Origin of the sequence: Priestia aryabhattai B8W22, from assembly GCF_000956595.1 — a bacterium.
In the GTDB taxonomy this organism is placed as follows: domain Bacteria; phylum Bacillota; class Bacilli; order Bacillales; family Bacillaceae_H; genus Priestia; species Priestia aryabhattai.
This window is the reverse complement of record NZ_JYOO01000016.1, coordinates 1-23,606: the sequence shown is the minus strand read 5'-3', so window position 1 is coordinate 23,606 and position 23,606 is coordinate 1. Positions and strand designations below refer to the sequence as shown.

At 38.9% G+C, this 23,606-nt stretch carries 27 protein-coding genes and 1 pseudogene; 25 read left to right on the top strand and 3 right to left on the bottom strand.

Going from position 1 to position 23,606, the window contains the following annotated elements:
* Positions 1-184 precede the first annotated feature (184 nt).
* The 20 genes and pseudogenes from trpE to N178_RS13705 all read left to right on the top strand — a co-directional run bounded on the left by trpE (position 185) and on the right by N178_RS13705 (position 17,225).
* A pseudogene (gene trpE, locus N178_RS13800) lies at positions 185-1,698 on the top strand (anthranilate synthase component I).
* Positions 1,691-2,716 carry an anthranilate phosphoribosyltransferase gene (trpD, locus tag N178_RS13795; RefSeq protein WP_045292893.1) on the top strand — a complete coding sequence of 342 codons (1,026 nt, stop codon included), beginning with the start codon at positions 1,691-1,693 and terminating at the stop codon, positions 2,714-2,716. The pseudogene trpE and the gene trpD overlap by 8 nt, the downstream one beginning before the upstream one ends.
* A complete protein-coding gene (gene trpC / locus N178_RS13790; RefSeq protein ID WP_045292891.1) occupies positions 2,706-3,473 on the top strand; it encodes an indole-3-glycerol phosphate synthase TrpC in 768 nt (255 codons plus the stop codon). Before trpD ends, trpC begins: the two co-directional genes overlap by 11 nt.
* Positions 3,463-4,089: a phosphoribosylanthranilate isomerase gene (locus tag N178_RS13785; RefSeq protein WP_045292889.1), complete on the top strand. Its 627-nt coding sequence runs from the start codon at positions 3,463-3,465 to the stop codon at positions 4,087-4,089. Before trpC ends, N178_RS13785 begins: the two co-directional genes overlap by 11 nt.
* The gene (gene trpB, locus N178_RS13780; RefSeq protein WP_045292887.1) at positions 4,086-5,300 is read left to right on the top strand and encodes a tryptophan synthase subunit beta; all 1,215 of its coding nucleotides are present in this window, start codon (positions 4,086-4,088) and stop codon (positions 5,298-5,300) included. Before N178_RS13785 ends, trpB begins: the two co-directional genes overlap by 4 nt.
* The gene (gene trpA, locus N178_RS13775) at positions 5,287-6,102 is read left to right on the top strand and encodes a tryptophan synthase subunit alpha (RefSeq protein ID WP_045292885.1); all 816 of its coding nucleotides are present in this window, start codon (positions 5,287-5,289) and stop codon (positions 6,100-6,102) included. The genes trpB and trpA overlap by 14 nt, the downstream gene beginning before the upstream one ends.
* A 4-nt stretch (positions 6,103-6,106) precedes the next feature.
* A complete protein-coding gene (gene hisC / locus N178_RS13770; RefSeq protein WP_045292883.1) occupies positions 6,107-7,210 on the top strand; it encodes a histidinol-phosphate transaminase in 1,104 nt (367 codons plus the stop codon).
* 72 nt (positions 7,211-7,282) lie between these two features.
* Positions 7,283-8,383: a prephenate dehydrogenase gene (locus N178_RS13765; protein ID WP_045292880.1), complete on the top strand. Its 1,101-nt coding sequence runs from the start codon at positions 7,283-7,285 to the stop codon at positions 8,381-8,383.
* Between the two features lie 21 nt (positions 8,384-8,404).
* Positions 8,405-9,694 (top strand): 3-phosphoshikimate 1-carboxyvinyltransferase, encoded by a 1,290-nt coding sequence (gene aroA, locus N178_RS13760; RefSeq protein WP_045292878.1) that lies wholly within the window; start codon positions 8,405-8,407, stop codon positions 9,692-9,694.
* Between the two features lie 297 nt (positions 9,695-9,991).
* Complete coding sequence (locus N178_RS13755) at positions 9,992-11,254, top strand: tetratricopeptide repeat protein (protein ID WP_153255001.1); 1,263 nt, start codon at positions 9,992-9,994, stop codon at positions 11,252-11,254.
* Positions 11,255-11,351: 97 nt separating this feature from the next.
* Positions 11,352-11,897 carry a ReoY family proteolytic degradation factor gene (locus tag N178_RS13750; RefSeq protein ID WP_013058996.1) on the top strand — a complete coding sequence of 182 codons (546 nt, stop codon included), beginning with the start codon at positions 11,352-11,354 and terminating at the stop codon, positions 11,895-11,897.
* 117 nt (positions 11,898-12,014) lie between these two features.
* Positions 12,015-12,473 carry a YpiF family protein gene (locus tag N178_RS13745; RefSeq protein WP_224357771.1) on the top strand — a complete coding sequence of 153 codons (459 nt, stop codon included), beginning with the start codon at positions 12,015-12,017 and terminating at the stop codon, positions 12,471-12,473.
* A gap of 204 nt (positions 12,474-12,677) precedes the next feature.
* The gene (locus tag N178_RS13740; RefSeq protein ID WP_013058993.1) at positions 12,678-13,178 is read left to right on the top strand and encodes a QcrA and Rieske domain-containing protein; all 501 of its coding nucleotides are present in this window, start codon (positions 12,678-12,680) and stop codon (positions 13,176-13,178) included.
* A 3-nt stretch (positions 13,179-13,181) separates the two neighbouring features.
* Positions 13,182-13,856 (top strand): menaquinol-cytochrome c reductase cytochrome b subunit, encoded by a 675-nt coding sequence (qcrB, locus tag N178_RS13735; RefSeq protein WP_013058992.1) that lies wholly within the window; start codon positions 13,182-13,184, stop codon positions 13,854-13,856.
* A gap of 110 nt (positions 13,857-13,966) precedes the next feature.
* Positions 13,967-14,734, top strand: a complete 768-nt coding sequence (locus N178_RS13730; protein WP_013058991.1) for a menaquinol-cytochrome c reductase cytochrome b/c subunit — start codon at positions 13,967-13,969, stop codon at positions 14,732-14,734.
* 135 nt (positions 14,735-14,869) lie between these two features.
* Positions 14,870-15,457 (top strand): lipoprotein heptaprenylglyceryl N-acetyltransferase LhaT, encoded by a 588-nt coding sequence (lhaT, locus tag N178_RS13725; RefSeq protein WP_045292874.1) that lies wholly within the window; start codon positions 14,870-14,872, stop codon positions 15,455-15,457.
* 82 nt (positions 15,458-15,539) lie between these two features.
* Entirely contained in the window at positions 15,540-15,950 is a 411-nt protein-coding gene (gene ylbD / locus N178_RS13720; RefSeq protein ID WP_013058989.1) for a YlbD family protein, read from the top strand.
* A gap of 5 nt (positions 15,951-15,955) precedes the next feature.
* Positions 15,956-16,192 carry a YlbE-like family protein gene (locus tag N178_RS13715; RefSeq protein WP_045292872.1) on the top strand — a complete coding sequence of 79 codons (237 nt, stop codon included), beginning with the start codon at positions 15,956-15,958 and terminating at the stop codon, positions 16,190-16,192.
* A 99-nt stretch (positions 16,193-16,291) separates the two neighbouring features.
* On the top strand, positions 16,292-16,678 hold the full coding sequence (locus N178_RS13710) for a carbohydrate-binding protein (protein ID WP_045292871.1): 387 nt from the start codon (positions 16,292-16,294) through the stop codon (positions 16,676-16,678).
* 100 nt (positions 16,679-16,778) lie between these two features.
* Positions 16,779-17,225, top strand: coding sequence for a YlbF/YmcA family competence regulator (locus tag N178_RS13705; protein ID WP_045292869.1), 447 nt, complete (start codon positions 16,779-16,781; stop codon positions 17,223-17,225).
* A gap of 5 nt (positions 17,226-17,230) precedes the next feature.
* Here N178_RS13705 and N178_RS13700 read toward each other — a convergent pair whose 3' ends face one another.
* On the bottom strand, positions 17,231-17,545 hold the full coding sequence (locus N178_RS13700; RefSeq protein ID WP_045292867.1) for a hypothetical protein: 315 nt from the start codon (positions 17,543-17,545) through the stop codon (positions 17,231-17,233).
* A 77-nt stretch (positions 17,546-17,622) separates the two neighbouring features.
* Between N178_RS13700 and N178_RS13695 the strand changes: the two genes are divergently transcribed.
* Positions 17,623-17,898, top strand: coding sequence for a YlbG family protein (locus N178_RS13695; protein WP_013058985.1), 276 nt, complete (start codon positions 17,623-17,625; stop codon positions 17,896-17,898).
* 75 nt (positions 17,899-17,973) lie between these two features.
* Here N178_RS13695 and N178_RS13690 read toward each other — a convergent pair whose 3' ends face one another.
* Positions 17,974-18,360: a DUF7147 family protein gene (locus N178_RS13690; protein WP_013084871.1), complete on the bottom strand. Its 387-nt coding sequence runs from the start codon at positions 18,358-18,360 to the stop codon at positions 17,974-17,976.
* Positions 18,361-18,971: 611 nt separating this feature from the next.
* On the opposite strand from N178_RS13690, the gene rsmD reads away from it, so the two are divergent.
* Both rsmD and coaD read left to right on the top strand, forming a co-directional pair.
* A complete protein-coding gene (gene rsmD / locus N178_RS13685; RefSeq protein WP_045292866.1) occupies positions 18,972-19,541 on the top strand; it encodes a 16S rRNA (guanine(966)-N(2))-methyltransferase RsmD in 570 nt (189 codons plus the stop codon).
* Positions 19,542-19,576: 35 nt separating this feature from the next.
* Positions 19,577-20,071, top strand: coding sequence for a pantetheine-phosphate adenylyltransferase (gene coaD, locus N178_RS13680; RefSeq protein ID WP_013058982.1), 495 nt, complete (start codon positions 19,577-19,579; stop codon positions 20,069-20,071).
* Positions 20,072-20,129: 58 nt separating this feature from the next.
* Here coaD and ylbJ read toward each other — a convergent pair whose 3' ends face one another.
* Positions 20,130-21,338, bottom strand: coding sequence for a sporulation integral membrane protein YlbJ (ylbJ, locus tag N178_RS13675; protein WP_045292864.1), 1,209 nt, complete (start codon positions 21,336-21,338; stop codon positions 20,130-20,132).
* Positions 21,339-21,804: 466 nt separating this feature from the next.
* Between ylbJ and N178_RS13670 the strand changes: the two genes are divergently transcribed.
* Together N178_RS13670 and N178_RS13665 are read left to right on the top strand one after the other, a co-directional pair.
* Positions 21,805-22,602: a patatin-like phospholipase family protein gene (locus N178_RS13670; protein WP_045292862.1), complete on the top strand. Its 798-nt coding sequence runs from the start codon at positions 21,805-21,807 to the stop codon at positions 22,600-22,602.
* The coding region (locus N178_RS13665) for a SepM family pheromone-processing serine protease (protein ID WP_310878416.1) at positions 22,592-23,606 on the top strand (1,015 nt) is incomplete at its 3' end. The genes N178_RS13670 and N178_RS13665, both read left to right, overlap by 11 nt.

The following is a 23,606-nucleotide window of genomic DNA, read 5'->3' as shown; positions in this document are numbered from 1 at the left end:
TAGACAGTTTAGTTGAGATTAGGGTAGACGAGAATGAGACAGTTGAGCAGAGTTTAGTTGAGTGAATTTTACCATTCGTATACCCAAAGGCCCATTTTTGATGTGTCTTTGGGTTTATTTATTATATCCTCTTTTATATCACCTCATCTATTCTCATTCTCCATGAAATGGAGGATTGAAAGATATGACGAACACGTATACTTCTTTTTTAGAAGACTCTACAAAGTATTTAACCATTCCAATCATAAAAAAATATTTATCGATAGCATGACACCTGTTGATCTTTTTCAACAGGTAAAAGATGAAGCTGTATATTTACTTGAAAGTAATGATGAATCATCACCATGGTCCAATTATTCTTTTATTGGCTTGAATCCATTTTTGTATGTAGAAGAAGAGAACGGAACCTATCTAGCGAAAAACAAGCAGCTTCAACCTGTGCTGCAAGGAGACAGCTTTAAAGAGGTATTTTGTAAAATTCAGCAAGAGCTGAAAGTGAAAGTACCAGACCTTGCACTTCCTTTTAAAGGAGGAGCAGTAGGGTTTATCAGCTACGACGCAGTATCGCAAATTGAAAAAGTAAACGTACATGCTCAAAACGATTTGAACATGCCTACTTTTCACTTTATCTATTGTCAAACGATGCTCGCTTATAATCACCAAACAAAAGAGCTTATGGTGATTCATTACATTCAGCTTGATGAGCAAGATAAAGAACAGCAGAAAAAAGAAAAATATAACGAAGCTCTAACGGAGATCAATCGATATGTTGAAAGAATAGCGCAGACGGTGAAAGAAAAGCCCATGATGTTTGAAAGCGAGCAGCGCGAAGTTAGCTTTGAAGGCGTGACATCGTCATACCAAAAAGATAAATTTGTGCAAGATGTGGAAAAAATTAAGGAATACATTAAAAGCGGAGATGTTTTTCAAGCCGTATTGTCGCAGAGATTTCAAATTGATACGACCGTAGCTGGATTTGATATTTACAGAGTATTGCGATTAGTTAATCCCTCTCCTTATTTATTTTACGTGAAAGTAAAGGGAGTGGAATTGATCGGAAGTTCCCCTGAGCGATTGATTCAAATTGAAAACGGCCATTTAGAAATTCATCCAATTGCAGGAACGAGAAGACGCGGCAGAGATGCAGAAGAAGATGCTCGCTTGTATGAAGACTTAATTAACGATGAAAAAGAGCGGGCAGAACACTATATGCTCGTGGACTTAGCAAGAAATGACATCGGCCGAGTTGCACAGTATGGAAGTGTCCAAACGCCAGTATTAATGCAACAGGTTAACTTTTCGCACGTCATGCACTTGATTTCTAAAGTGACAGGACGCCTGGATGAAAAAGTACATCCTATTGATGCGCTGCTTTCTGCATTTCCAGCGGGTACCGTATCTGGCGCTCCAAAAGTGCGGGCGATGCAAATCTTAAATGAAATTGAACCAGTTGCGCGAAATGTATATGCAGGAACCGTAGCATATCTCGGATTTGATGGAAACATTGATTCGTGCATTGCGATTCGCACCATTCTTTTGAAAGACCAAACCGCTTATATACAGGCCGGAGCAGGAGTGGTTGCTGACTCAAAACCGGAGCTTGAGTGGAAAGAAACCCGCAATAAAGCTAGCGCTTTAATTAAAACAATTCAATTAGCTCAAGACATCTACGATAAAAAGGAGGATGTATATGTTTAAAGGATTGTTGAAAAAGTGTTTGCGCGGCGAGTCACTTTCAGCGGAAGAAGCAGAAAAAATTATGAATGATATTATGAACGGTAAAGTCCCGGCAGCTCAAATTGCTAGCGTGCTAACCATCTTAACGTACCGAGGAGAAACCGTCGATGAAATTGTTGGGTTTGTCCGAGGTATGAAAAACAATATGAATGCTATTTCTCTAGAAGAATTAAACGTAGTAGATACGTGCGGTACGGGAGGAGACGGCGCCTCTACTTTTAATATTTCGACGGCTAGTGCGATTGTGGCATCTGCTGCCGGAGTAAAGGTTGCGAAACACGGGAATCGCGCCGTGTCTTCTAAAAGCGGAAGTGCAGACGTGTTAGAACATCTGGATATATGGATTCAAGGAAATGAAAAAGAAGTGAAAAATGCGGTGGCTGACCTCAACATGTCCTTTTTATTTGCGCCGCTTTATCACCCTGCTATGAAGCACGTTGCTGCTACTCGAAAGGAATTAGGGTTTAGAACCGTTTTTAATGCATTAGGTCCGTTAGCAAACCCTACTAACTGCACAAAGCAAGTAATCGGCGTTTATTCTATTGAGCTTGCACGGAAATTAGCAGAAGCGCTTGTTGTACTGGGAGCGAATCACGTCCTGCTTGTTGCGGGCAGAGATGGTTTAGATGAAATTAGTGCCACGGATGTAACGGATGTTGTAGAAGTACAGGGCAATGTCATTACAGAATATACGCTTGCACCAGAAGATGTACTCTTACAGAGAGGGAAGCTTGAAGACTTGGTGGTAGAAGACGCGAAATCGAGTGCAGAGCTCATTGAATCTCTATTTTTAAATAAAAGTAATGTAACTGCTAAAAATGCAGTCGTGTTGAACTCTGCTGCAGCTATTTACGTTAGCGGAAACGTTTCTACTTTTGAAGAAGGAGTAGCTGTAGCTTTAGAAACAATTGAATCAGGTGCTGCATACACGCAATTACAACGATTGAAATCGAAAAAGGTGGTTGAACATGCTCAATAAAATTATTGAAACAAAAAAAGAAGAAATTCAAAACCTACAGTTACCGGAACAGCAAAATGTTACAAAACGATCATTTTTAGAAGCTTTATCAAATCCGAATCGAGAGCTGGCTCTTATTGCAGAAGTAAAAAAAGCCTCTCCTTCCAAAGGATTAATAAAAGAGAATTTTCAGCCTGTGGAAATTGCTAGAGCCTACGAGGAAGGAAAAGCAGATGCTTTGTCTGTGTTAACGGATCAGCACTATTTTCAAGGACATCGAACGTTTTTAAGTGATATTAAACAGCATGTCTCTATTCCTGTACTTCGCAAGGATTTCATCATTGATTCCATTCAAGTGGAAGAAAGTGCACGAATTGGTGCCGATGCTATTTTACTCATTGGAGAAGCACTTGAACCATTAAAATTGCAAGAGCTTTATCTTCAAGCTGCTGAAAAAGAGTTAGATTGTTTAGTAGAAGTGCATTCTTTAGAAACGCTCGAACAGCTGTTAGCTGTATTTACGCCGAAAATTATTGGCATTAATAATCGAAATCTTCATACGTTTGAAACCAGCGTGCAGCAGACCAAAGAAATTGCCAAGCACGTTCCGAAAGATCAGCTGTTAGTGAGTGAAAGCGGCATTTACTTATACGATGATGTTTCCTACGTAAAAGAAGCTGGAGCAAAAGTTATTTTAGTAGGAGAATCGCTTATGAGACAGGATAATCAAACCAAAGCGATTGAAAAGCTGTTTGGGGAAAGTGAATATGCTTATTAAGTATTGCGGTATTCGATCAAAACAAGATATAGCTTTAATCGAAAAGTCGGCTGCTACTCACATTGGCTTTATTTTCTACCCTAAAAGTAAACGATATGTAAAGCCTGAACGAGTAAATGAGTTTGTAACGGATGAAATAAAAAAACAAGTCTCGCTAGTAGGGGTATTTGTTAATACACCGGTGGATCAAATGCTTGAAATTGCCTCCGTGACAAATTTAGAGGTTATTCAGTGCCACGGGCAAGAAACAGCTGCTGAAGTACGTGAGTTAAAGCAGCGTGGATATGAAGTGTGGAAAGCACTCCCGCACAATAAAGAGACGCTGCAGCAAATGCATGTATATGAAGAAGCTGACGGTTATGTAATTGACAGCAAGGTTAAAGAACAATTCGGAGGAACGGGCGTCGCTTTTGATTGGAGCTTCGTTCCTCAGTATGAATCAGCTGCACGAACGTTAGGTAAAAAATGCTTTATTGCTGGAGGAATCAATGCTTTTAACATTGAGAACTTGTTACCTTACAAGCCTGGGGCGATTGATATTTCTGGCGGTATTGAAACAAATGGAACGAAGGACTATACAAAAATTATAGAGATTGAAAGGAAGATCATACTATGACATACAATCATCCTGATGAATTTGGCCGCTTTGGTGAATTTGGCGGAAAATACGTACCTGAAACATTAATGAAACCACTTGAAGAAGTAGAAGCAGCTTTGAATGAAGCAATGAAAGATCCAGCATTTAAAGATGAATATCTATCCTTACTCGTCAATTACTCAGGGCGACCAACGGCTTTAACATATGCTGATAATATTACCGAAACACTCGGCGGAGCAAAAATTTATTTAAAACGTGAAGACTTAAATCATACGGGTGCTCACAAAATCAATAATGCCATTGGACAGATTTTACTGGCTAAACGTATGGGCAAAACAAAAATTATTGCTGAAACAGGAGCGGGTCAGCACGGGGTAGCGACAGCTACAGTAGCTGCAAAGTTCGGAATGGAATGCAAAGTATTCATGGGAGAAGAAGATATTGAACGTCAGGCGTTGAACGTCTTTCGCATGAAGCTTCTAGGAGCAGAAGTCATTCCTGCAACTTCTGGAACAAAAACGCTAAAAGATGCAACAAATGAAGCAATTCGCTACTGGGTTCAACACTGTGAAGATCATTTTTACTTAATTGGTTCGGCAATTGGACCGCATCCTTATCCTAAAATGGTTCGAGATTTCCAAAAAATTATTGGAGAAGAAGCAAAAGAACAGTTTACAGCGGTAGAAGGAAAACTTCCGAATGCTGTCGTGGCATGCGTCGGAGGCGGCAGTAATGCAATCGGCATGTTTTATGATTTTATTAAAGAAGAAAATGTACGCTTGATTGGGGTAGAAGCAGGGGGGAAAGGACTAAATACAGCCCTTCATGCTGCTAAAATGGCTAAAGGCACAAAAGGTGTTATTCACGGAACGCTCACGTATTTACTTCAAGATGAAAATGGTCAAATTACAGAGCCTTATTCTATTTCAGCAGGTTTGGATTATCCGGGTATCGGTCCAGAGCATTCTCACCTTTCATCTATTGGACGAGTAGAATATGAAAGTGTAACGGATGATGAATCAATCGAAGCTCTTCAGCTATTGGCGAAAACAGAGGGAATCATCCCGGCTATTGAATCCGCCCATGCGCTAGCAAAAGCATTTGAACTGGCTAAAAGCATGACGAAAGAAGAAACCATTTTAATTTGCTTATCAGGTCGAGGAGATAAGGACGTTCATACATTAGTAAACTTGCTAGAAGGGAAGGAAGAAGAACATGAATACGTTTGAAGCGAGACTACCTAAACATGAAACATTATTTATTCCATTTATTACAGCGGGAGATCCTCATGAAGATGCAACGGTGGAGATTGCTTTGTCTTTGCAAAAGCAAGGTGCTTCTATTTTAGAGCTGGGCGTACCGTATTCCGATCCTTTAGCAGATGGTCCAATTATTCAAGAGGCGTCTAAAAGAGCTTTATCTGGCGGCATGTCTATTTCAAAAGCTATTAAGCTTGTATCGGTGATGAGAAAAAAAGGTGTGAAAATACCGGTAATTCTCTTTACCTATTTTAATCCTGTGTTACAATTAGGTTTAGAATCCTTTTTCGCGTTAATGCGAGAAAATGAAATAGATGGAGTGCTAATTCCGGATTTACCGTACGAAGAGAGTGGCCGTATCCGGGAGCTTGCCGCTGAAAATGAAGTTGTGTATATTTCAATGGTTGCTCCTACATCTAAAGAGCGTATTCAAAAAATTGCTGCAGATGCAACGGGCTTCTTATACTGCGTGTCGTCTTTAGGCGTTACCGGGGTTCGCTCTACGTTGCCAGCTGATATTGGCACCTTTTTAGAAGATGTGAAAGCAGCAGCTTCTATACCGGTTGCCGTCGGTTTTGGAATTTCAACAAGCGAACAAGTAGAGGTATTAAAAGAACACAGCGACGGCATTGTAATCGGAAGTGCAATTGTTAATAAAATTGGCCAGCTTGAACAAGTTCTTTTAAATAAGGATACACGCCGAGACGGATTAAATCAAATTGAGGAGTATGTTGCATCCATCATTTCGCCTATACAAAAATGCGAGGTGTAACACGGTGAAAGTAAAAGAACAATTACTAACTTTATCTCCATATAAACCAGGTAAGCCAATTGAAGAAGTGAAGCGTGAATTTAATTTAGATCGCGTTGTAAAATTAGCATCCAATGAAAATCCTTACGGCAGCTCTGCTTTAGTAAAAGAGGCGATTGCTGCAGAAATTGAAAATATGGCGCTTTATCCAGACGGTTATGCAGCTGAACTGCGTGCAGCAGTAGCAAAACACGTAGGTGTAGAGCAAGATCAGCTGATTTTTGGAAATGGGTCTGATGAAGTCATTCAAATTATTTGCCGAGCTTTGCTATCGGCTGATACAAATACTGTCATGCCAACGCCATCATTTCCTCAATATAAGCATAATGCCGTAATTGAAGGTGCAGAAATTCGTGAAGTACCGCTGCGCGGTGGAGATCATGATTTAGATGCTATGCTTCGTGCCATTGATGAAAATACGACAATTGTATGGGTATGCAGTCCTAATAACCCAACGGGAACGTATGTGAAGGGCGATGAGTTAATTTCCTTTATGAAACAAGTTCCTAAGCATACGTTAATTGTTATGGATGAAGCGTATTTTGAGTATGCAGCAGATCAAGCCGACTATCCGAATACGGTAGAGCTTTTGAATCAATACGAAAACTTAATTGTACTTCGCACATTTTCAAAAGCATACGGCTTAGCTTCTTTGCGTATTGGTTACGGTATTGCAAACGAATCATTGCTACAAAAAATTGAGCCGGCTCGTGAACCTTTTAATACAAGCCGCATGGCTCAAAAAGCAGCAATCGTTGCTCTTGAAGACCAAGCGTTCATTGAAGAGTGCAAAAAGAAAAATGAAGCAGGTTTGCAGCAGTACTATGCTTTCTGTGATAAGAATGGCTTAAACTATTATCCTTCTTTCACTAATTTTGTTCTAATTGATTTTGGCCGTCAAGGCGATGAAGTGTTTCAATTTTTATTGCAGCGCGGATTTATCGTTCGTTCAGGGAATGCACTAGGCTTCCCAACTTCCGTTCGTATTACGGTGGGAACAAAAGAACAAAATGAACAAATCATTGAATTGCTTCAGCAGTTTGTTAACCAAGAAACGGCGAAAGCTTAATACCTAATATAGTAAAAGATGAGAGTGTGATTTCACACTCTCATCTTCATATGTACAATGAGGTGAAGGAAAGTGAAAGAAAATGTTTTTGTTATAGGCCTGGGATTAATTGGAGGATCTCTTGCACTTAATATAAAAAAGACGCATCATCATCTTGATGTAATAGGTTTTGACATTAATCAAGAGCAGCTGGAGCTTGCTAAAACTCTAGGTGTAATTGACCAAGCGGCTTCTTCTCTGCAACAAGGCGCTGAGCAAGCGGATTATATTGTTATTGCCATTCCGGTCACCCAAGCAGCGGAAGTACTAAAACAGTTCGAACACTTTACGCTCAAACAGTCTGTCATCGTAACAGACGTAGGAAGTACAAAAGAAGAAGTCGTGAAGACAGCCGAGGTTCTTATTTCTAAAGGCATTGAGTTTATCGGCGGTCATCCAATGGCGGGGTCTCATAAAAGCGGAGTAGCTGCTTCTAAAGCTCATCTATTTGAAAATGCAATGTATGTATTAACACCTTCACCTTCTACTTCTTCGGAGGCTTTAGACAGCTTAAAGGAATTGCTAAATGGTACAAAAGCTAAAATTATTGTGATGTCACCAAAAGAACATGATAAATTAGCGGGTGTCATTAGCCATTTTCCACATATTATTGCTGCAAGCCTTGTTCATCAAGCAGAATATTACCAACAAGACAATCAGCTAGTTTCGCAGCTTGCGGCTGGAGGGTTTCGTGATATTACACGTATTGCTTCAAGCAGTCCAGCGATGTGGAGAGATATTTTGCTTCATAACCAGGATGCGCTTCTGTCAATGTTTGACCACTGGCTTGAAGAAATGAACGACGTGCGAAATATGATCGAACGAAAAGATGCGAACGATATCTATACATATTTTTCACAAGCAAAACAATTTAGAGATCGGCTTCCTGTACGAACCAAAGGAGCAATTCCATCCTTTTACGATCTCTATGTGGATGTTCCTGACTATCCGGGTATTATCTCAGAAGTGACCGGTTATTTAGCAGAAGATGAAATCAGTATTACAAACATTCGAATTTTAGAAACACGAGAAGACATATACGGAGTATTACGTTTGAGCTTTCAAACAGAGGAAGATAGAAAGCGGGCAAGAGCGTGTCTCCATCAGCATCAATATCAGACGTTTATTTCTTAATGTACGAAAGGTGTGAATGAAATGAGTGGAAAACCATTAAAAACGAATCTTTCATCTCTTCAAGGAGAAATTTCTATTCCCGGGGATAAGTCGATTTCTCACAGAGCTGTGATGTTCGGAGCGATGGCAGAAGGGAAAACAACGATTAATCATTTTTTAGCAGGTGAAGATTGCTTGAGTACTATCTCTTGTTTTGAAAAGATGGGTGTATCGATTAAAAGAGAAGGCGAGTATGTTGAAGTGGAAGGTAAAGGTATCGAAGGATTAAGTGAACCTACTTCCATCCTAGATGTAGGAAATTCAGGAACAACTACTCGTTTAATGCTGGGGATTCTTGCCGGTGTGCCATTTCATACGTCTCTAATTGGAGATGAGTCAATTGCCAAGCGTCCAATGAGCCGCGTTACGGTGCCGCTGCGCTCTATGGGTGCAAAGATTGATGGGCGTGAGCATGGCCAATATACGCCTTTATCTACTAGAGGAGGAGCATTAAAAGCAATTCATTACCATTCTCCTGTAGCAAGTGCACAAGTAAAATCGGCGATTTTACTTGCGGGACTTCATGCCGAAGGCACAACAAAAGTAACCGAGCCTTTTACATCACGCGACCATACAGAGCGTATGCTTCGCGCATTTGGAGTAGACGTAGAGGTAGATGGAACGACTGTAAGTATTGAAGGAGGACAATCCCTGCGCGGAACGGATGTGTACGTCCCTGGGGACATTTCTTCAGCTGCATTCTTTCTTGTTGCAGGAGCCATTGTTCCAAACAGCCGAATCGTTTTGAAAAACGTCGGACTCAATCCTACAAGAACAGGTATTATTGATGTGCTTCAGCAAATGGGTGCATGCCTTACAATTTCCAATGAACGTATTCAAAATGGAGAGCCTATTGGCGATTTGACGATTGAAACGTCTCAGTTGAAAGGGATTGAAATTGGGGGCGATTTAATTCCTCGTTTAATTGATGAAATTCCAGTAATCGCTCTTTTGGCGACTCAGGCAACTGGCAAAACGGTTATTAAAGATGCGGAAGAACTAAAAGTAAAAGAAACGAACCGTATCGATACGGTTGCGACGGAGTTAAGCAAGCTTGGTGCATCTATTGCTCCAACAGCTGATGGACTCATTATTGAAGGCAAGACGGTCTTACAACACGGTGAAGTAGACAGCTACGGAGATCATCGAATTGGAATGATGCTTGCGGTGGCAGCAGCCATTGCAACAGGAGATGTAACGCTAAATAGAAGTGAAGCCATTCACGTTTCTTATCCTACTTTCTTTGAAGATCTTAATAAACTAAGCGAATAAGAAAGAGGCCGGGAAAAACGCATTTTGGTTGAAGGGAAATCCGAACGATAAATTGATATTCTTGATGAAGAATCAAATTCGTTCGGATTTTTTATTGAGATGGGGAATGTAGGTTTCACGTCTCAATCTCGTTTTTATCTAAAAAATGTAAGCGTATTCAAATTGATTTGTTGAACAAACGCTCAAACTATTTTATCATGGTGTATAGAAGCATGTGTTCTTGCTTCGGTTTGGGGAAAATAGAAAATTAATTCGTTTTATTTTTATATAAAAAGTGAATGTAATAATAAAGGAGAATTGTGTGTGAAAGAACTAGACCGCGCGATAGGTTACGTAGAATCCAATGAAATTGAAAAAGGTCTTGCCCTTATTCATGAATTGAAAGATAAAGCTACAGACGAAGAAAAGTTTTTAATGGCTGAACAGCTGCAGGAGTGGGGACTAGTAAATGATGCGCTGCCTTTAATAGACGAGCTCATCGCTAAATATCCAGAAGAAGGCGAGCTGTATTTATTAAAAGCTGAAATGCTCATTGATTTAGAAGAAGAAGAAGAAGCAATTCATATTTTAAATCAAATTAGCAGCGAAGACGATAATTACGTGCCAGCTCTGCTTCTTGTAGCTGACTTATATCAAATGCAAGGCCTTAGTGAAGTAAGTGAGCAAAAGTTAATGGAAGCGAAAAAAATGCTGCCAAATGAGCCGGTTATAGATTTTGGGCTCGGTGAATTTTACAGCAGTCAAGGAATTTATCAAAAGGCAATTCCTTTTTATCAAACGCTGCTAAAAACTGAAAAAGAATTTAACGGTACGGATCTTCGTCAGCGATTAGCTGAAAGTTTAGCAGGTATCGGCCAGTTCGAAGAAGCACTTCCTTACTTTGATCAAGCGTTAAAAGATAAGCTTGAGATTAACACACTATTTGAATATGCGATTTCAGCATATCAAGCAGGTCATTATCAGACCGCTATTGAAAAGTTCACAGAACTAAAAGAGTTAGACCGTGAGTACCATTCTCTTTATTTATATTTAGCAAAATCATATGAACATGAAGAGATGCTAGAAGAGGCTGCGGTGGCTGTCAACGAAGGTATTGCACAGGATGAATTTCAAAAAGAACTATACTTTTTTAAAGGTAAGATTGCATTAAAGCGCGGTCTAGAAGAAGAGGCTGAATCGGCATTTCAACAAGCGATTGCACTAGATCCAGGGTATATTGAAGCCATTTTAACTCTCTCTAAACTTTATATGAGTCAAGAGAGGTATGAAGATGTAGTAGAGAATATCGAGCATGCTAAAGAATATAATGAGCATGACCCTCATTTTGAATGGGATTTAGCAAAAGCTCACCAGGAATTAGAAAATTATGAAGAAGCGCTAAAATACTACGAATCTGCATACACTGTTTTTAAAGAAGAGTATGCGTTTTTAGAAGAGTATGGCTACTTCTTATTAGAAGAAGGACAGCGCTCAAAAGCGAAGGGGATTTTCCAAGCCTTATTAGCTATGGATCCAACAGTAGATGAAATTCAAGACATATTATTTCAATTAGAAGAATAAATAATAGTTCAGAGGATTTTATTGCTGCCGTGTGGAATAAATAACTGTAAAAGGTGTTTTAACTGAGAGTTTAAACACAGAGGAGGGAAGTGAGAATATGACGACCCCTGTTACTGTCAACGAGAAAAAAGAATTTGTTCGCTGGTTTTTAACGAATTATCAGCTGAAGCGAAGAGAATGTGTATGGATTTTAAATTATTTGATGAGCCATGATCAATTGATGAAACGAGTTCACTTCGTTGAGCAAGCACAGTTTTGTCCTCGCGGGATGGTGATGTCTACGCACTGTGTGGAAGACCCTCCATTTCGTTTTTATAAAGAAAATATCATGACAACCGATGCAGAAAAATCATTTCATGATATTCGTTTGAATCGAGAAGAAGACATTTATATTCAATTAAACTTCCGATCGTTGTATTCATCGCCTCAATATGTGGCTGTACTGGAAGACAATCCGTATATGCCAAAAGCTAATCAAACAAATGAAAAAGACAGAGTATTAGCTGAGCAAATATTGGAAGAATCTATTCAGAAATTTCAACGATCAAAAATCATGGAACTAATTGATAAAGCATTAGATGAAAATGATAAAGAGGAATTTCAGCGCTTAAGCGAATATTTAAATAACCATTATGTACAGTAGATAAACGAGAGATTGGCTAGCTTCTTAGAAAAAGGTCAATCTCTTTTTTTATCTCCTTATTCAGTTTGGAAAATAAATAAGACAAGCCTTAGAAAGCTTGCTGGAAGGAGAAGAAAGTTGAAGCTGCAGGCCAAGGAAATGGATGTGTATTTACAATCCAAAAGTTATGTTGATACCGTATTGGTTCCACTCATTCCAATTGATTTTGGAGAAGATTTAAAGCTTACTGCATCTATGAGTGAATATACGACTGCTCTTACTGAAGAGTTAGAGAGGCAATTTAAAGGAAGAGTGATTTTAACACCTAGTTTTACATACTTAAAAAAAGATGGAGTAGCTGCTGTTTATGAAACATTACTTCGCTGGAATGAGCATATAAATGACAATGAAGTCAAACATCTTTTTGTGCTTACTAGCGACCGAGACTGGCTGCAGTATGAAAAAGAAATAGGGGCTCACTGCATTTGGATACCTGCTTTACCGCTTGAGCATATAGACGAGTCGCATAAGTATACGCTCATACATGAACAAGTTCAACAGCTCCTGCCGATTTTTGTAGAGAAATGGAGTGTTTAAAAAGACTGTAGAATAAGTAATGGAAGCGCAAACAAAATAATGACGAAAAATTTAGAAAAATAAAGATTATTTCCATGTTTTAGGTTTTTATTGTATTGACCTTCCAGAAATATTAATATATCATGATTATGTCCTAGTTTAATAGAATGGTCCATCATGTGTCCAAAATTCTCTGGACTGAACTTTTTTAAAGGGGGGAAAAGCATGGGTGATCGGGTATCAAGACGACAGTTTTTAAACTATACGCTCACTGGTGTAGGGGGATTTATGGCTGCTGGAATGTTAATGCCAATGGTGCGCTTTGCAGTAGATCCAATTTTGGAAAAAGAAGCGGGTCAGGATTTAGTAGCTGTAGCGCAGGTTAAAGACATTACAAAAGAGCCGAAACGTGTCGATTTTAAAATCAAGCAAGTGGATGCGTGGCATAAATCAGAAGAACCAAGATCAGCTTGGGTGTACAAAACTGATAAAGGTGAAATCGTCGCGCTGTCACCAATTTGTAAGCATTTAGGCTGTACGGTTAACTGGGCTGGTGACAAAAACTATCCACATCGTTTCTACTGCCCTTGTCATGGGGGAATGTATGAAAAAAGCGGTAAAAATGTACCGGGGACACCACCGATGGGACCGTTAGATGTATACGTTCAAAAAGTAAAAGGCGGTACGTTGTATCTAGGAAAAGCCAAACCACAAGGAGGGGCATAGAAAATGTTGAATAAAATCTATGACTGGGTGGATGAACGGCTAGATATTACTCCTTTATGGCGAGATGTGGCCGATCATGAAGTGCCAGAGCACGTAAATCCTGCACATCACTTTTCAGCATTTGTTTATTGTTTTGGTGGATTGACGTTTTTTGTTACCGTTATTCAAATTTTATCAGGCATGTTTTTAACCATGTATTATGTACCAGATATAAAAAATGCATGGGAATCCGTTTATTATCTGCAAAATGAAGTCGCTTTCGGACAAATTGTTCGAGGTATGCATCACTGGGGAGCAAGTTTGGTTATCGTCATGATGTTTTTACATACACTTCGTGTTTTCTTCCAAGGAGCATACAAAAAACCCCGCGAGTTAAACTGGATTGTGGGTGTGCTAATTTTCTTTGTTATGTTAGGTTTAGGTTTTACAGGTTATTTGTTGCCGTGGGATATGAAAGCGCTATTTGCAACGAAAGTAGGTTTGCAAATTGCTGAATCCACACCAATTATAGGCCAGCAAGTGAAGACATTACTCTCAGGACATCCAGACATCGTTGGTGCTCAAACACTAACTCGCTTTTTCGCCATTCACGTATTCTTTTTGCCCGGAGCCCTACTTGGCTTAATGGGTGCCCACTTCTTAATGATTCGTAAACAAGGAATTTCAGGACCACTATAAAAGTTTATACGCTTTATTCAATTAGTCAATCACACTAGTCATCATATGCATCAAGCACATACTCCGTTGTTAGTACTTTCACTAGAACAGTGAGAAAAAGGAGGGAGAACATGCATCGTGGTAAAGGGATGAAGTTTGTTGGAGATTCACGTGTTCCTGCAGAACGAAAACCCAATATTCCAAAAGATTACTCTGAATTTCCAGGGAAAACAGAAGCATTCTGGCCAAACTTTTTACTAAAAGAATGGATGGTAGGAGCAGTTTTTTTAATCGGTTATTTATGTTTAACAATCGCTCATCCATCTCCTCTTGAACGTATTGCCGATCCGACTGATACGGGGTACTTGCCTCTTCCCGACTGGTATTTTTTGTTTCTATATCAATTGCTTAAGTATTCATTTGCTTCTGGTCCATATAATATTATAGGTGCATTTATTATTCCGGGGATTGCATTTGGCGCATTAATGCTTGCCCCGTTCATTGATCGAGGACCAGAAAGAAGACCGGCTAAGAGGCCGTTTGCGACAGGATTCATGCTTTTGGCTATAGCAGCAGTCTTTTTCCTAACGTGGCAGTCAGCGACACAGGTGGATTGGAAAGCACGCGAAGAGCAAGGGAAAATTAGAGAAGAAGTAGCGATTGACAAAAATTCAGAAGGCTACAAAATTATGCAAGAGCAAACGTGCTTGACCTGTCATGGTGATAATTTACAGGGAGGCCCTGCGGCTCCGGCTTTAACAGGAATTGATTTATCTCCTGAAGAAATCGCCAATATCGCAAAAAATGGTAAAGGCAATATGCCAAAAGGTGTTTTCAAAGGTTCAGATAAAGAATTGAAAACGCTCTCGGAATTTGTCGGCAACTTAGGAAAAGAATAATGAAAATCAGCCAAAAGGCTGGTTTTTTTTTGAATTTATTTAATGTGATGGTTTATATCAATGAGATAGGTGCTTGCTATTGTCCAAAAACTGTACATAATAAAGAAGAGATTAAATGTAAAGGAGACTCTTTAAATGGCCTGGTTATGGTATACCTTAAAAGATAAGCGTTTTTTAACGCTTTTGCTGATTGTGAATATACTAGGAACAATATATGGATATATTTGGTATGGTAGTCAATTAGCAGAAACGCCTAAGAAGTTTTTATTATTTGTACCTGATAGTCCAACGGCAAGCTTGTTTTTTGTTATTGTACTTATCGGTCTTTTACTTGGAAAACATTTTTCACTATTTGAAGCTTTAGCAATGATCACGCTGTTTAAATACGGGATTTGGGCCGTTATAATGAATGTATTGGTCTATGTGTTAACAGGATACATTGATTGGATGATGCTTATGTTAATGGTTTCTCATGCAGCAATGGCTTTTCAAGGGCTTTTATACGTACCGTTTTACCGGATTAAATTATGGCATTTAGCTGTTGCCGCTGTATGGACCGTACATAATGATATCATTGATTACGTTTTTTCTATGATGCCAAGATATAGCATGCTCAATGCGTATATGTCTGAAATTGGTTATTTTACATTTTGGCTAAGCATTTTATCTATTTTCATTACATACTGGTTCACAGTTCGTGCTTCTTCAAAAAAACAGCTATAAAAAATTTTTGAAATAGGCGCACGAAACGAGCTCTCTTTTCCTAAGATATAGTAGGCTATATTTAAGTATGAGGTGAGTGACTGTGAAGGAAACCAAACGAGAGCTTCATCCGTCCGTTGTGGAATTTAAACAATTTGTAAAATCACATCCTAAATTAGTAGAACAGGTTCGAAAGCAGCAAAAAACGTGGAAAGAGCTTTATGAAGATTGGTATTTATTCGGTGCAGAAGATCCAATGTGGGAGGCATATCGTTCAGAAGAAAGTGCAAAGGCTGAACCAGCTGCTGCAACAGAGGAGAAAAAAGATATTATGGGTACAATTGTATCCTCGCTGAAAAACATGGACTTGAATCAAATGCAAAATCATATCACAAATGTAAATTCCGCTATTTCGAATATTCAACAAGTACTGCAGCAATTTCAACCATCTAAGCCATCAGGTGGAGGAGCAGCTTCCGGGCCAGGGAATCCATTTGGCTTTAGGAAAGATTAAGCGCAATGAGAAAGGATATATACGAGTATATGCAGTCTCGTCCTAAGCTCAACGACTTCGTTCGTGAACAGCCAATGTGGTACCGGCGTTTATCTAGAAATCCTGAAGAACTGGATAAATTTGAATTAGAATCCAAACATTACTACAAACAAACGATTCCTCATAAAGTCGAAAAATTTTCGAATTCGATTCAAATGGCAAATATGATGTTTCATATGTTTCAATCCATGAAAAACCAATGATCTCTGCATACATAGCGATGCAGAGATTTTTGCACGTCATGAGTAAAAACAAAGAGTTTGTAAACACTATGGAGAAACGAATGATAAAGGAATGGTATGATGCGCTTACTATTAACGACGGCCTTATGTGTAGTTTCTCTGCTAGGATGCAACCATGATAAACCAAAACCTGAAACTAAAATTTCCTCTCAACCGCGGGCAGCTGAAACTTTTGGTGAAACGAATGCAAAACCTTCACTGATGGTCCACCAGCATGTGAAAGGACAGAACGTATACGTTGAATGTATTCTAAGTGGGTTTTCATTTTCAACAGAGAGTGGATTTCTTCAAATAACAGTAGATGGAATACCATTTAAAGAAATGAAGCAAGCAGCCTTTGTTTTAAGTGATCTTCCAAAAGGATCTCATACGGTTACGATTGAACTAATGAAATCAAAAGAAGAAAGTTATCAGGTGAGTAATACCTTTACGGTTGAAATTATATAGTTAAAAAGTAGAACTTGTAGTAAATCAGTGTAAGCTGTTTTAGCAAGTTCTTTTTCTTTAGATTCAAAACGTGATAAGATAAAAACGGAGGTGCACAGCCATGCTGACAACAATGAGAACTGTTGAATTACTCGATGAGTCTGATCACGTAGCTAACATGGTGTTACAATCAGACGTAGCCGAGAACTATCGTCAATGTTTATATAGATTAAATAAAGATTCACATGCACAGGCATTAATTGCTGAATTTGTGAAAATAAAAGAACAGTATGAGGATGTTCAGCGATTTGGGAAATATCATCCTGATTATAAAACCGTTACGAGACAAGTACGTGATGTAAAGCGTCAAGTTGATTTACACGCGACAATCGCTGCGTTCAAAAAAGCAGAAAATGAATTACAAAAGCTGCTTGATGAAATTAGCGTTATCCTTGGTCAAGCTGTTTCAGAGCACGTTAAAGTACCGACGGGAAATCCGTTTTTTGATACGGGAAGCAGCTGCGGCGGCGGCTGCGGATCTGGTGGAAGCTGTGGGTGCAGCGCTTAAGCCGTTCACTGTATAAATCGAATGCAATCAGCACAGGAATTTCCGCAGCAGGCCATTTTACGCTGTGGAACGTAAAACCTGTGCTGATAGACATAAGTAAGATGCTGACTTCTGACAAAACTCGAGCGCCACGTAGCATTTGTATTGGATGTAGCAAAAATAGATGAAGCTTCTAGAAGCTCATCTATTTTTCTACGCTCAATTGATGTGTTTATATACAAAAAGGGTATATTTGTGATTTTTTTGAAAATGACTTGTTCAATAGCTCTGTGCTCGTTAAAATGAGTAAGAAAGATCATCCAGATATCATCTAAATTCATACATAAAGCACCTACTTCATATAAAAGAATTTATGATAAAGAAAACCAATATAACGTATGCAAAAGGGGAACTAAATATGTTTGTTGAACGTCAAGGAATTGTGGCGTATGTGCATTCTGTTAAGCAAGCAAAAGCATTGCGAAAGTACGGAAATGTACATTACGTATCTAAAGAATTAAAGTATGTTGTCTTATATTGCAACCAAGATGGCATTGAAAAAACAATCCATAAACTTCAGTCTCTACCTTTTGTGAAGAAAGTAGATCCTTCTTATCGGCCGTTTTTAAAAACAGAATTCGAAAATTCAAAGCCGGATAAAGCGAAGGAATATGACTATAAGATAGGAATTTAAACAAAAAAGGAATGTAGTGTACATTCCTTTTTTTTATTTTACTTGGCCTTAGCAAACGAATAGGCAGCGATGAGGTTATTGCATTGGCGGAATAAAGCGGTTCATTCGCAAAATGCCAATAAGGTGCTGATAGTATAGTGCTGTTTCTGGAAAAGTAGTAGATGGTTTGACATCGAGTACCACAATTTCTTTTCCCGCTTCCTCAGCAGCTCGTTTAAATAACTCAACGCGCTTGCTGTCGTTTTGTTTTAAAACAATTCCTTCTCGGCAAACGTAAAGCGGTTGGAAATTCCCTTCAGCTGTTGGATGCAAGACAGCGACAAAAGAAGCTACTTGTCGATCTTCTTTTACTGTTCGTAGCATAATAAGATGAGCAAGACGATGTTTGTTGCTTTTGACAATCTCTAACAGCTCATAAATATCTGAATACCCTTCTCCGAGCTCAATAAAACGCTGAATCATATGTATTTCCCCCTCTATGTATTAAAAAAGCAAACTCACGTAGTTTAATGTATCACTGAATATTTTAGGAGTAAATAAAAAAATCCCTACAACTACTCATTGTAGGGCCCTTCAACAAAGGGATGTAATCACCTCTGCGATTACAAGCACCTTGATGAAGGCAAAGGGAGAGGAGAAACCGGAGGAAGAACTTATGGGGAAACGTAAGTCTTCTCCGCGGTTGGCAACAACATCGGTTAGATGATGTTGTTACTAGTCAGTATGTCCGTTTTAAACGTTCATATACCTGTCTTGTGAAATTCACTTTTGAAACATAAAAGACTGATAATATGACAGAAAAAAAGGGTAAATTTACGTTTATGATGACATATTAAAGTAAAGGGAATCTGCTATGAACGAAATGCTGAATGATCTGCATAGGTGTATCTTTTAGAAAAGAATCAGTGTATCTAAGGACACGGTCGTAAAAGTCCAGCATAAAAGCAAGCTGCTGGGTTATTGCACAGAATGCATACAGCATTGAATAAATTGAGGATTTTTGCTAGTCTTTGTAATTCAAAATATGTTAGGATAATGAAGAATAAGGAAGTAAAAGTAAGGTAGTGATAAGGATGAGAGTAGTAGCAGGTTTATATAAAGGCCATGCGTTAAAGGCGGTTCCAGGATACTCAACCCGCCCTACAACAGATAAGGTGAAAGAAGCTATTTTTAATATGATTGGACCGTTTTTTGAAGGTGGAACAGCTCTTGATTTGTTCGGTGGAAGCGGTGGCTTGGGAATTGAAGCTCTAAGTCGAGGAATAGATAAAGTCATTTTTGTGGATCGGGATGGCAAAGCGATTCAGACGATTAAAGCAAACTTAGCATCCTGCCGCTTAGAAGACCGCGCTGAAGTGTATCGAAATGATGCAGAGCGTGCACTGAAAGCGATAAAGAAAAGGGAGCTGACTGTCGATTTACTTTTGCTTGATCCACCGTATAAAGCACAAAAGTTGAAAGCGCTTATCGAAACGGTAAGTGAAGAAAATCTTCTAGAAAAAACAGGAATTATTGTAGCGGAGCATTCTCATGATGTACATTTAGATAATGAGATTGGTTTATTTGAAAAAATAAAAAGCGAAACGTACGGTATCATTGGTGTTTCTATTTATACATACAAAAAAGAAGAATCAGTTGAATAAATCAATGAGCTGTTAGATGTAGAAAGGGGATACGTATGGGCAGTATAGCTGTTTGTCCAGGAAGCTTTGATCCAGTTACAAATGGACATTTTGATATTATTAAAAGAGGCGCAAATGTATTTGATACGATTTATGTGGTTGTTTTAAATAACTCCTCAAAAAGTCCTCTATTTACAGGGGAAGAGCGAGTAGCTTTGCTGAAAGAAGTAACAAAATCACTTCCTAATGTGGTAGTAGAGTCGTACAGTGGATTATTAATGGAATATGCAAAAGAAAAGCAGGCAAAGACCATTTTAAGAGGTTTGCGTGCAGTATCGGACTTTGAGTACGAAATGCAAATCACATCTGTAAATCGCGTATTAGATAAAGAAATCGAAACATTATTTATGATGACAAATAATCAATACTCGTTTTTGAGTTCTAGTATTGTAAAAGAGGTAGCTAAATATGGCGGGAATATTTCTGAATTAGTTCCTCCCCCTGTTAGAGAAGCGCTTGCGGAAAAATTTGAACAGCTGTCTCAAAAATAAGATAAAAAAAGAACGTGACGTTTTCTTTGCCGATAAGAAAACGTCACGTTCTTTTTTACTAGGAACGATGAAGAAACGCTCGTTTTGAATATATATAAATATAGCAGCACAGCGTAAAAATCGTTAAGAGCGGACCGTACACGTTTAGCCACTGCGATAGAATCGTAACGGACTCCAAGTGAGAAAAAACCGGCAGTGCTCCTTCAGATGCTTGAAAAGTAGTAATGGATTCTCGAAGAGGACCCCATAGAAAGATAGTGAATACTACCGCAAAACACCCGTGGAAAATGCGTGCAATAAAAAACGGGAAAAATCGAATATCTGTTTCGGCGAGTATGCTAGCCACTTGTGCTTGAACGGAGAAACCGCTAAAGCCTAATACAAAGCTAACGATAATAATTTGATGAAACAGCAGCGTGTCCGGTGCTTCGCTTGCTAGGCGGCTTCCTAGCGTGATTTCAAAAAGTCCCGAAATAAAGGGCAGGCTCAGTTCAGTCCCTATATGACAAAGGGAAAATAAATAAGCTAGACCACTGCTTAAAACGGCCGTGATATGAGTAACATATAAAAGTTTGTTTAATACAGAAAATAAAATGATAAAACCGCCAATCATTAAGAGAGATTGAACTGCAGAAGTAACCGCATCTCCTAAAAGCTTCCCGATAGGACGCTTATCTTTTAATCGCGTTTTATGCATTTCATGAAAAGCTAACGATAAAGAAGGTTTTTGAATTACTTGTCCTTTAGGTTTTGCTGATCCATAAAAACGCATCACCAGTCCTACACAAATATTCCCTATGTAATGAGAGAGAGCTAATATGATACCGACAGCTGGATTGTGAAAAAAGCCAACTGCCACAGCTCCAAAAATAAAAATAGGGTTAGATGAGTTAGTAAATGATACGAGTCTTTCAGCTTCAGTAGCTGTTAGCTGCTTTTCTTGGCGCAGCCGGGAAGTGATTTTTGCACCGGAAGGAAACCCAGAAGCCATGCCCATGGCTAAAGCAAAACCCCCTACTCCAGGTACTCGGAATAAAGGCCTCATAAACGGCTCTAATAAGATCCCAATGAACTTCACTACGCCAAACCCAATAAGCATTTCTGAAACAATAAAAAAGGGCAGGAGAGAAGGAAAGACGACCTTCCACCATGTGTTGAGACCTCTTACTGAACCTTCTAGCGCTTCTTTTGGATATACGATAAGCGCAATAGCGAGAAGTGTTACGCTCGTCCCGAGCAGAAGTGTTTTCACCATCGATTTATTCAACGAACGATTCATCTCCTTTTCTAAGCTCACGTCATTTTGATATGAATGAAATGAGGAGTTTTAGGCAAATGTACAAGTTCTTCTATATATCAATATACGAAGCTATGCATCGACTTTATGCCTATGTGTAAGGAGAAAATAAATTCATACTGAATAAAAAGGCGTCTTGTCACATTTGGAAATACAATTCATATACATAAATCAATGCACCTCTAGGATAGTCAAGGAGTAAAAAAACGTATACGCAGCAAGAGAAGAGTAAGAATTTCTTAAAACAACCTTCAGTATAGTATAATGCTTAATAACCACCGTGGATTGAGCAAAACATATCTTTAGCTTCATACCAAATGAACAAATAGAAAATGAAGAATAGTCCTACTGAAGACAGGGCAACAATGATAGAGAAGCTCATCAAATGTTTTTACATTTTTAGAAGTCTATAAGGTAAAACGAGGGGGCAGGTAAAGTGGAAAGCCCAAAAATAGGAGTTGCGTTAGGCTCAGGTGGAGCTAGAGGTTTTGCACATTTAGGAGTAATCAAAACGCTAACAGAAAATAACATTCCTATTGATTTTCTAGCTGGCAGCAGCATGGGAGCTTTAGTTGGTGCACTATATGCGTCAGGTATTGAACTGGCAACTCTTTATAAAATGGCGCTAACGTTCAAACGAAAGTATTATTTGGATTTTACCGTGCCCAAAATGGGATTTATTACGGGCAACAGAGTAAAGTCGTTGGTTCGCACCTTTACGCAAAATAGAAACATTGAACAGTTATCTATACCGTTTGCCATCGTAGCGACAGATTTGAAAACAGGAGAGAAAGTGGTGTTTAAAAAAGGACCTATCGCTGAAGCAGTGAGAGCAAGTATTTCAATTCCAGGAATCTTTGCTCCCGAAGTAATTGATGGGCGATTGCTTGTAGACGGCGGGGTAGTGGACCGTATTCCTGTATCTGTTGTAAAAGAGATGGGATCTGATATTGTCATTGGAGTCGATGTATCAAAAGCGAAAGTGAATGCAGAAATCAGCTCCATTTTTGATGTCATTATGCAAAGTTTAGATATTTTGCAAGATGAGCTAGTAGCTCATCGGACCATTGCTTCAGACATTATGATTCGCCCTAATCTCGATACCTTTAGTTCCAGGGCGTTTACAAACATTCAAGAAATGATTTCAATTGGTGAACAAGCAGCGCATGAGCAGTTGCCTTCTATTCTACAAGCAATTGATCATTGGAAGGAGAACAAAAAAAGTGAAATCTAGAATTAGAATTTTGGTATATTTGGCTGTTATTGCAGTGGTGGCAATGCTTTGTTTTTATCCATTGCCGTACTACATTACAAAGCCTGGAATGGCAGAAGAACTTGCGCCTATTATTAAGGTAGAAGATGGATACCATGAAAAAGGGACGTTTATGCTTACAACTGTAAGAATGGGCAGAGCAACTCCTCTTTCATATGGTCTTGCGAAAATACAGGACTTTCATGAAATTTTCCCTACAAAGCAAATTTTGCAGCAGGGTGAAAGCGATGAAGATTACTCGACAAGGCAATTACATATGATGGATACGTCAAAAAATGCCGCTATTTCAGTAGCATATGAAGCAGCTGGAAAGAGCGTTTCCTATCACAATAAAGGCGTATATGTTACATATGTTGTAGAAAATATGCCTGCACATGGAAAACTTCATGTTGGAGATGTAGTGACGAAAGTAGACGAGAAAAAAATTCAAACTGCTGAGGACTTAATCAACTATGTATCGACTAAAAAAGCAGGAGATTCAGTATCAATTTATGTAAAAAGAAATGGCAAAGAAAGCAAACATACTTTAAAAGTTAAAGCATTTCCTGACGAGCCGAAACGAGTAGGCCTAGGAATTGCCTTAGAAACGAACCAAGAATTAAAAGTCAAGCCAGGTATACATATTGATACTGAAAAAATAGGAGGGCCTTCAGCAGGACTGATGTTCTCGCTTGAAATCTATAATCAGCTTGTTAAAGAGGACATGACAAAAGGCCACCGCGTTGCAGGTACAGGGACGATCAATGATAAAGGAGAGGTAGGACCAATCGGAGGTATTTCGCAAAAGATTGTAGCCGCAGATAAAGAAGGAGCAGAGATTTTCTTTGCACCAAATGAAAAAGGAGCTGCTGGCTCTAACTACCGAGAAGCGGTGAAGACAGCTAAAAAAATAAACAGTGATATGAAAATTGTACCCGTAGATTCATTTTCGGATGCCGTAACATATTTAGAAAAGATGAAACCAT

Excerpts from the sequence above, each read along its gene's own strand:
- N178_RS13705 (WP_045292869.1), top strand. The coding sequence starts at position 16,779 with ATGCTGACAACAATGAGAACTGTTGAATTACTCGATGAGTCTGATCAC.
- trpC (WP_045292891.1), top strand. The coding sequence starts at position 2,706 with ATGCTCAATAAAATTATTGAAACAAAAAAAGAAGAAATTCAAAACCTA.
- coaD (WP_013058982.1), top strand. The coding sequence starts at position 19,577 with ATGGGCAGTATAGCTGTTTGTCCAGGAAGCTTTGATCCAGTTACAAAT.
- trpD (WP_045292893.1), top strand. The coding sequence starts at position 1,691 with ATGTTTAAAGGATTGTTGAAAAAGTGTTTGCGCGGCGAGTCACTTTCA.
- N178_RS13785 (WP_045292889.1), top strand. The coding sequence starts at position 3,463 with ATGCTTATTAAGTATTGCGGTATTCGATCAAAACAAGATATAGCTTTA.
- N178_RS13710 (WP_045292871.1), top strand. The coding sequence starts at position 16,292 with ATGCGCTTACTATTAACGACGGCCTTATGTGTAGTTTCTCTGCTAGGA.
- N178_RS13740 (WP_013058993.1), top strand. The coding sequence starts at position 12,678 with ATGGGTGATCGGGTATCAAGACGACAGTTTTTAAACTATACGCTCACT.
- aroA (WP_045292878.1), top strand. The coding sequence starts at position 8,405 with ATGAGTGGAAAACCATTAAAAACGAATCTTTCATCTCTTCAAGGAGAA.
- trpB (WP_045292887.1), top strand. The coding sequence starts at position 4,086 with ATGACATACAATCATCCTGATGAATTTGGCCGCTTTGGTGAATTTGGC.
- N178_RS13690 (WP_013084871.1), bottom strand. The coding sequence starts at position 18,360 with ATGATTCAGCGTTTTATTGAGCTCGGAGAAGGGTATTCAGATATTTAT.
- N178_RS13695 (WP_013058985.1), top strand. The coding sequence starts at position 17,623 with ATGTTTGTTGAACGTCAAGGAATTGTGGCGTATGTGCATTCTGTTAAG.
- qcrB (WP_013058992.1), top strand. The coding sequence starts at position 13,182 with ATGTTGAATAAAATCTATGACTGGGTGGATGAACGGCTAGATATTACT.
- lhaT (WP_045292874.1), top strand. The coding sequence starts at position 14,870 with ATGGCCTGGTTATGGTATACCTTAAAAGATAAGCGTTTTTTAACGCTT.
- N178_RS13730 (WP_013058991.1), top strand. The coding sequence starts at position 13,967 with ATGCATCGTGGTAAAGGGATGAAGTTTGTTGGAGATTCACGTGTTCCT.
- rsmD (WP_045292866.1), top strand. The coding sequence starts at position 18,972 with ATGAGAGTAGTAGCAGGTTTATATAAAGGCCATGCGTTAAAGGCGGTT.
- N178_RS13750 (WP_013058996.1), top strand. The coding sequence starts at position 11,352 with ATGACGACCCCTGTTACTGTCAACGAGAAAAAAGAATTTGTTCGCTGG.
- N178_RS13700 (WP_045292867.1), bottom strand. The coding sequence starts at position 17,545 with ATGAATTTAGATGATATCTGGATGATCTTTCTTACTCATTTTAACGAG.
- N178_RS13715 (WP_045292872.1), top strand. The coding sequence starts at position 15,956 with ATGAGAAAGGATATATACGAGTATATGCAGTCTCGTCCTAAGCTCAAC.
- trpA (WP_045292885.1), top strand. The coding sequence starts at position 5,287 with ATGAATACGTTTGAAGCGAGACTACCTAAACATGAAACATTATTTATT.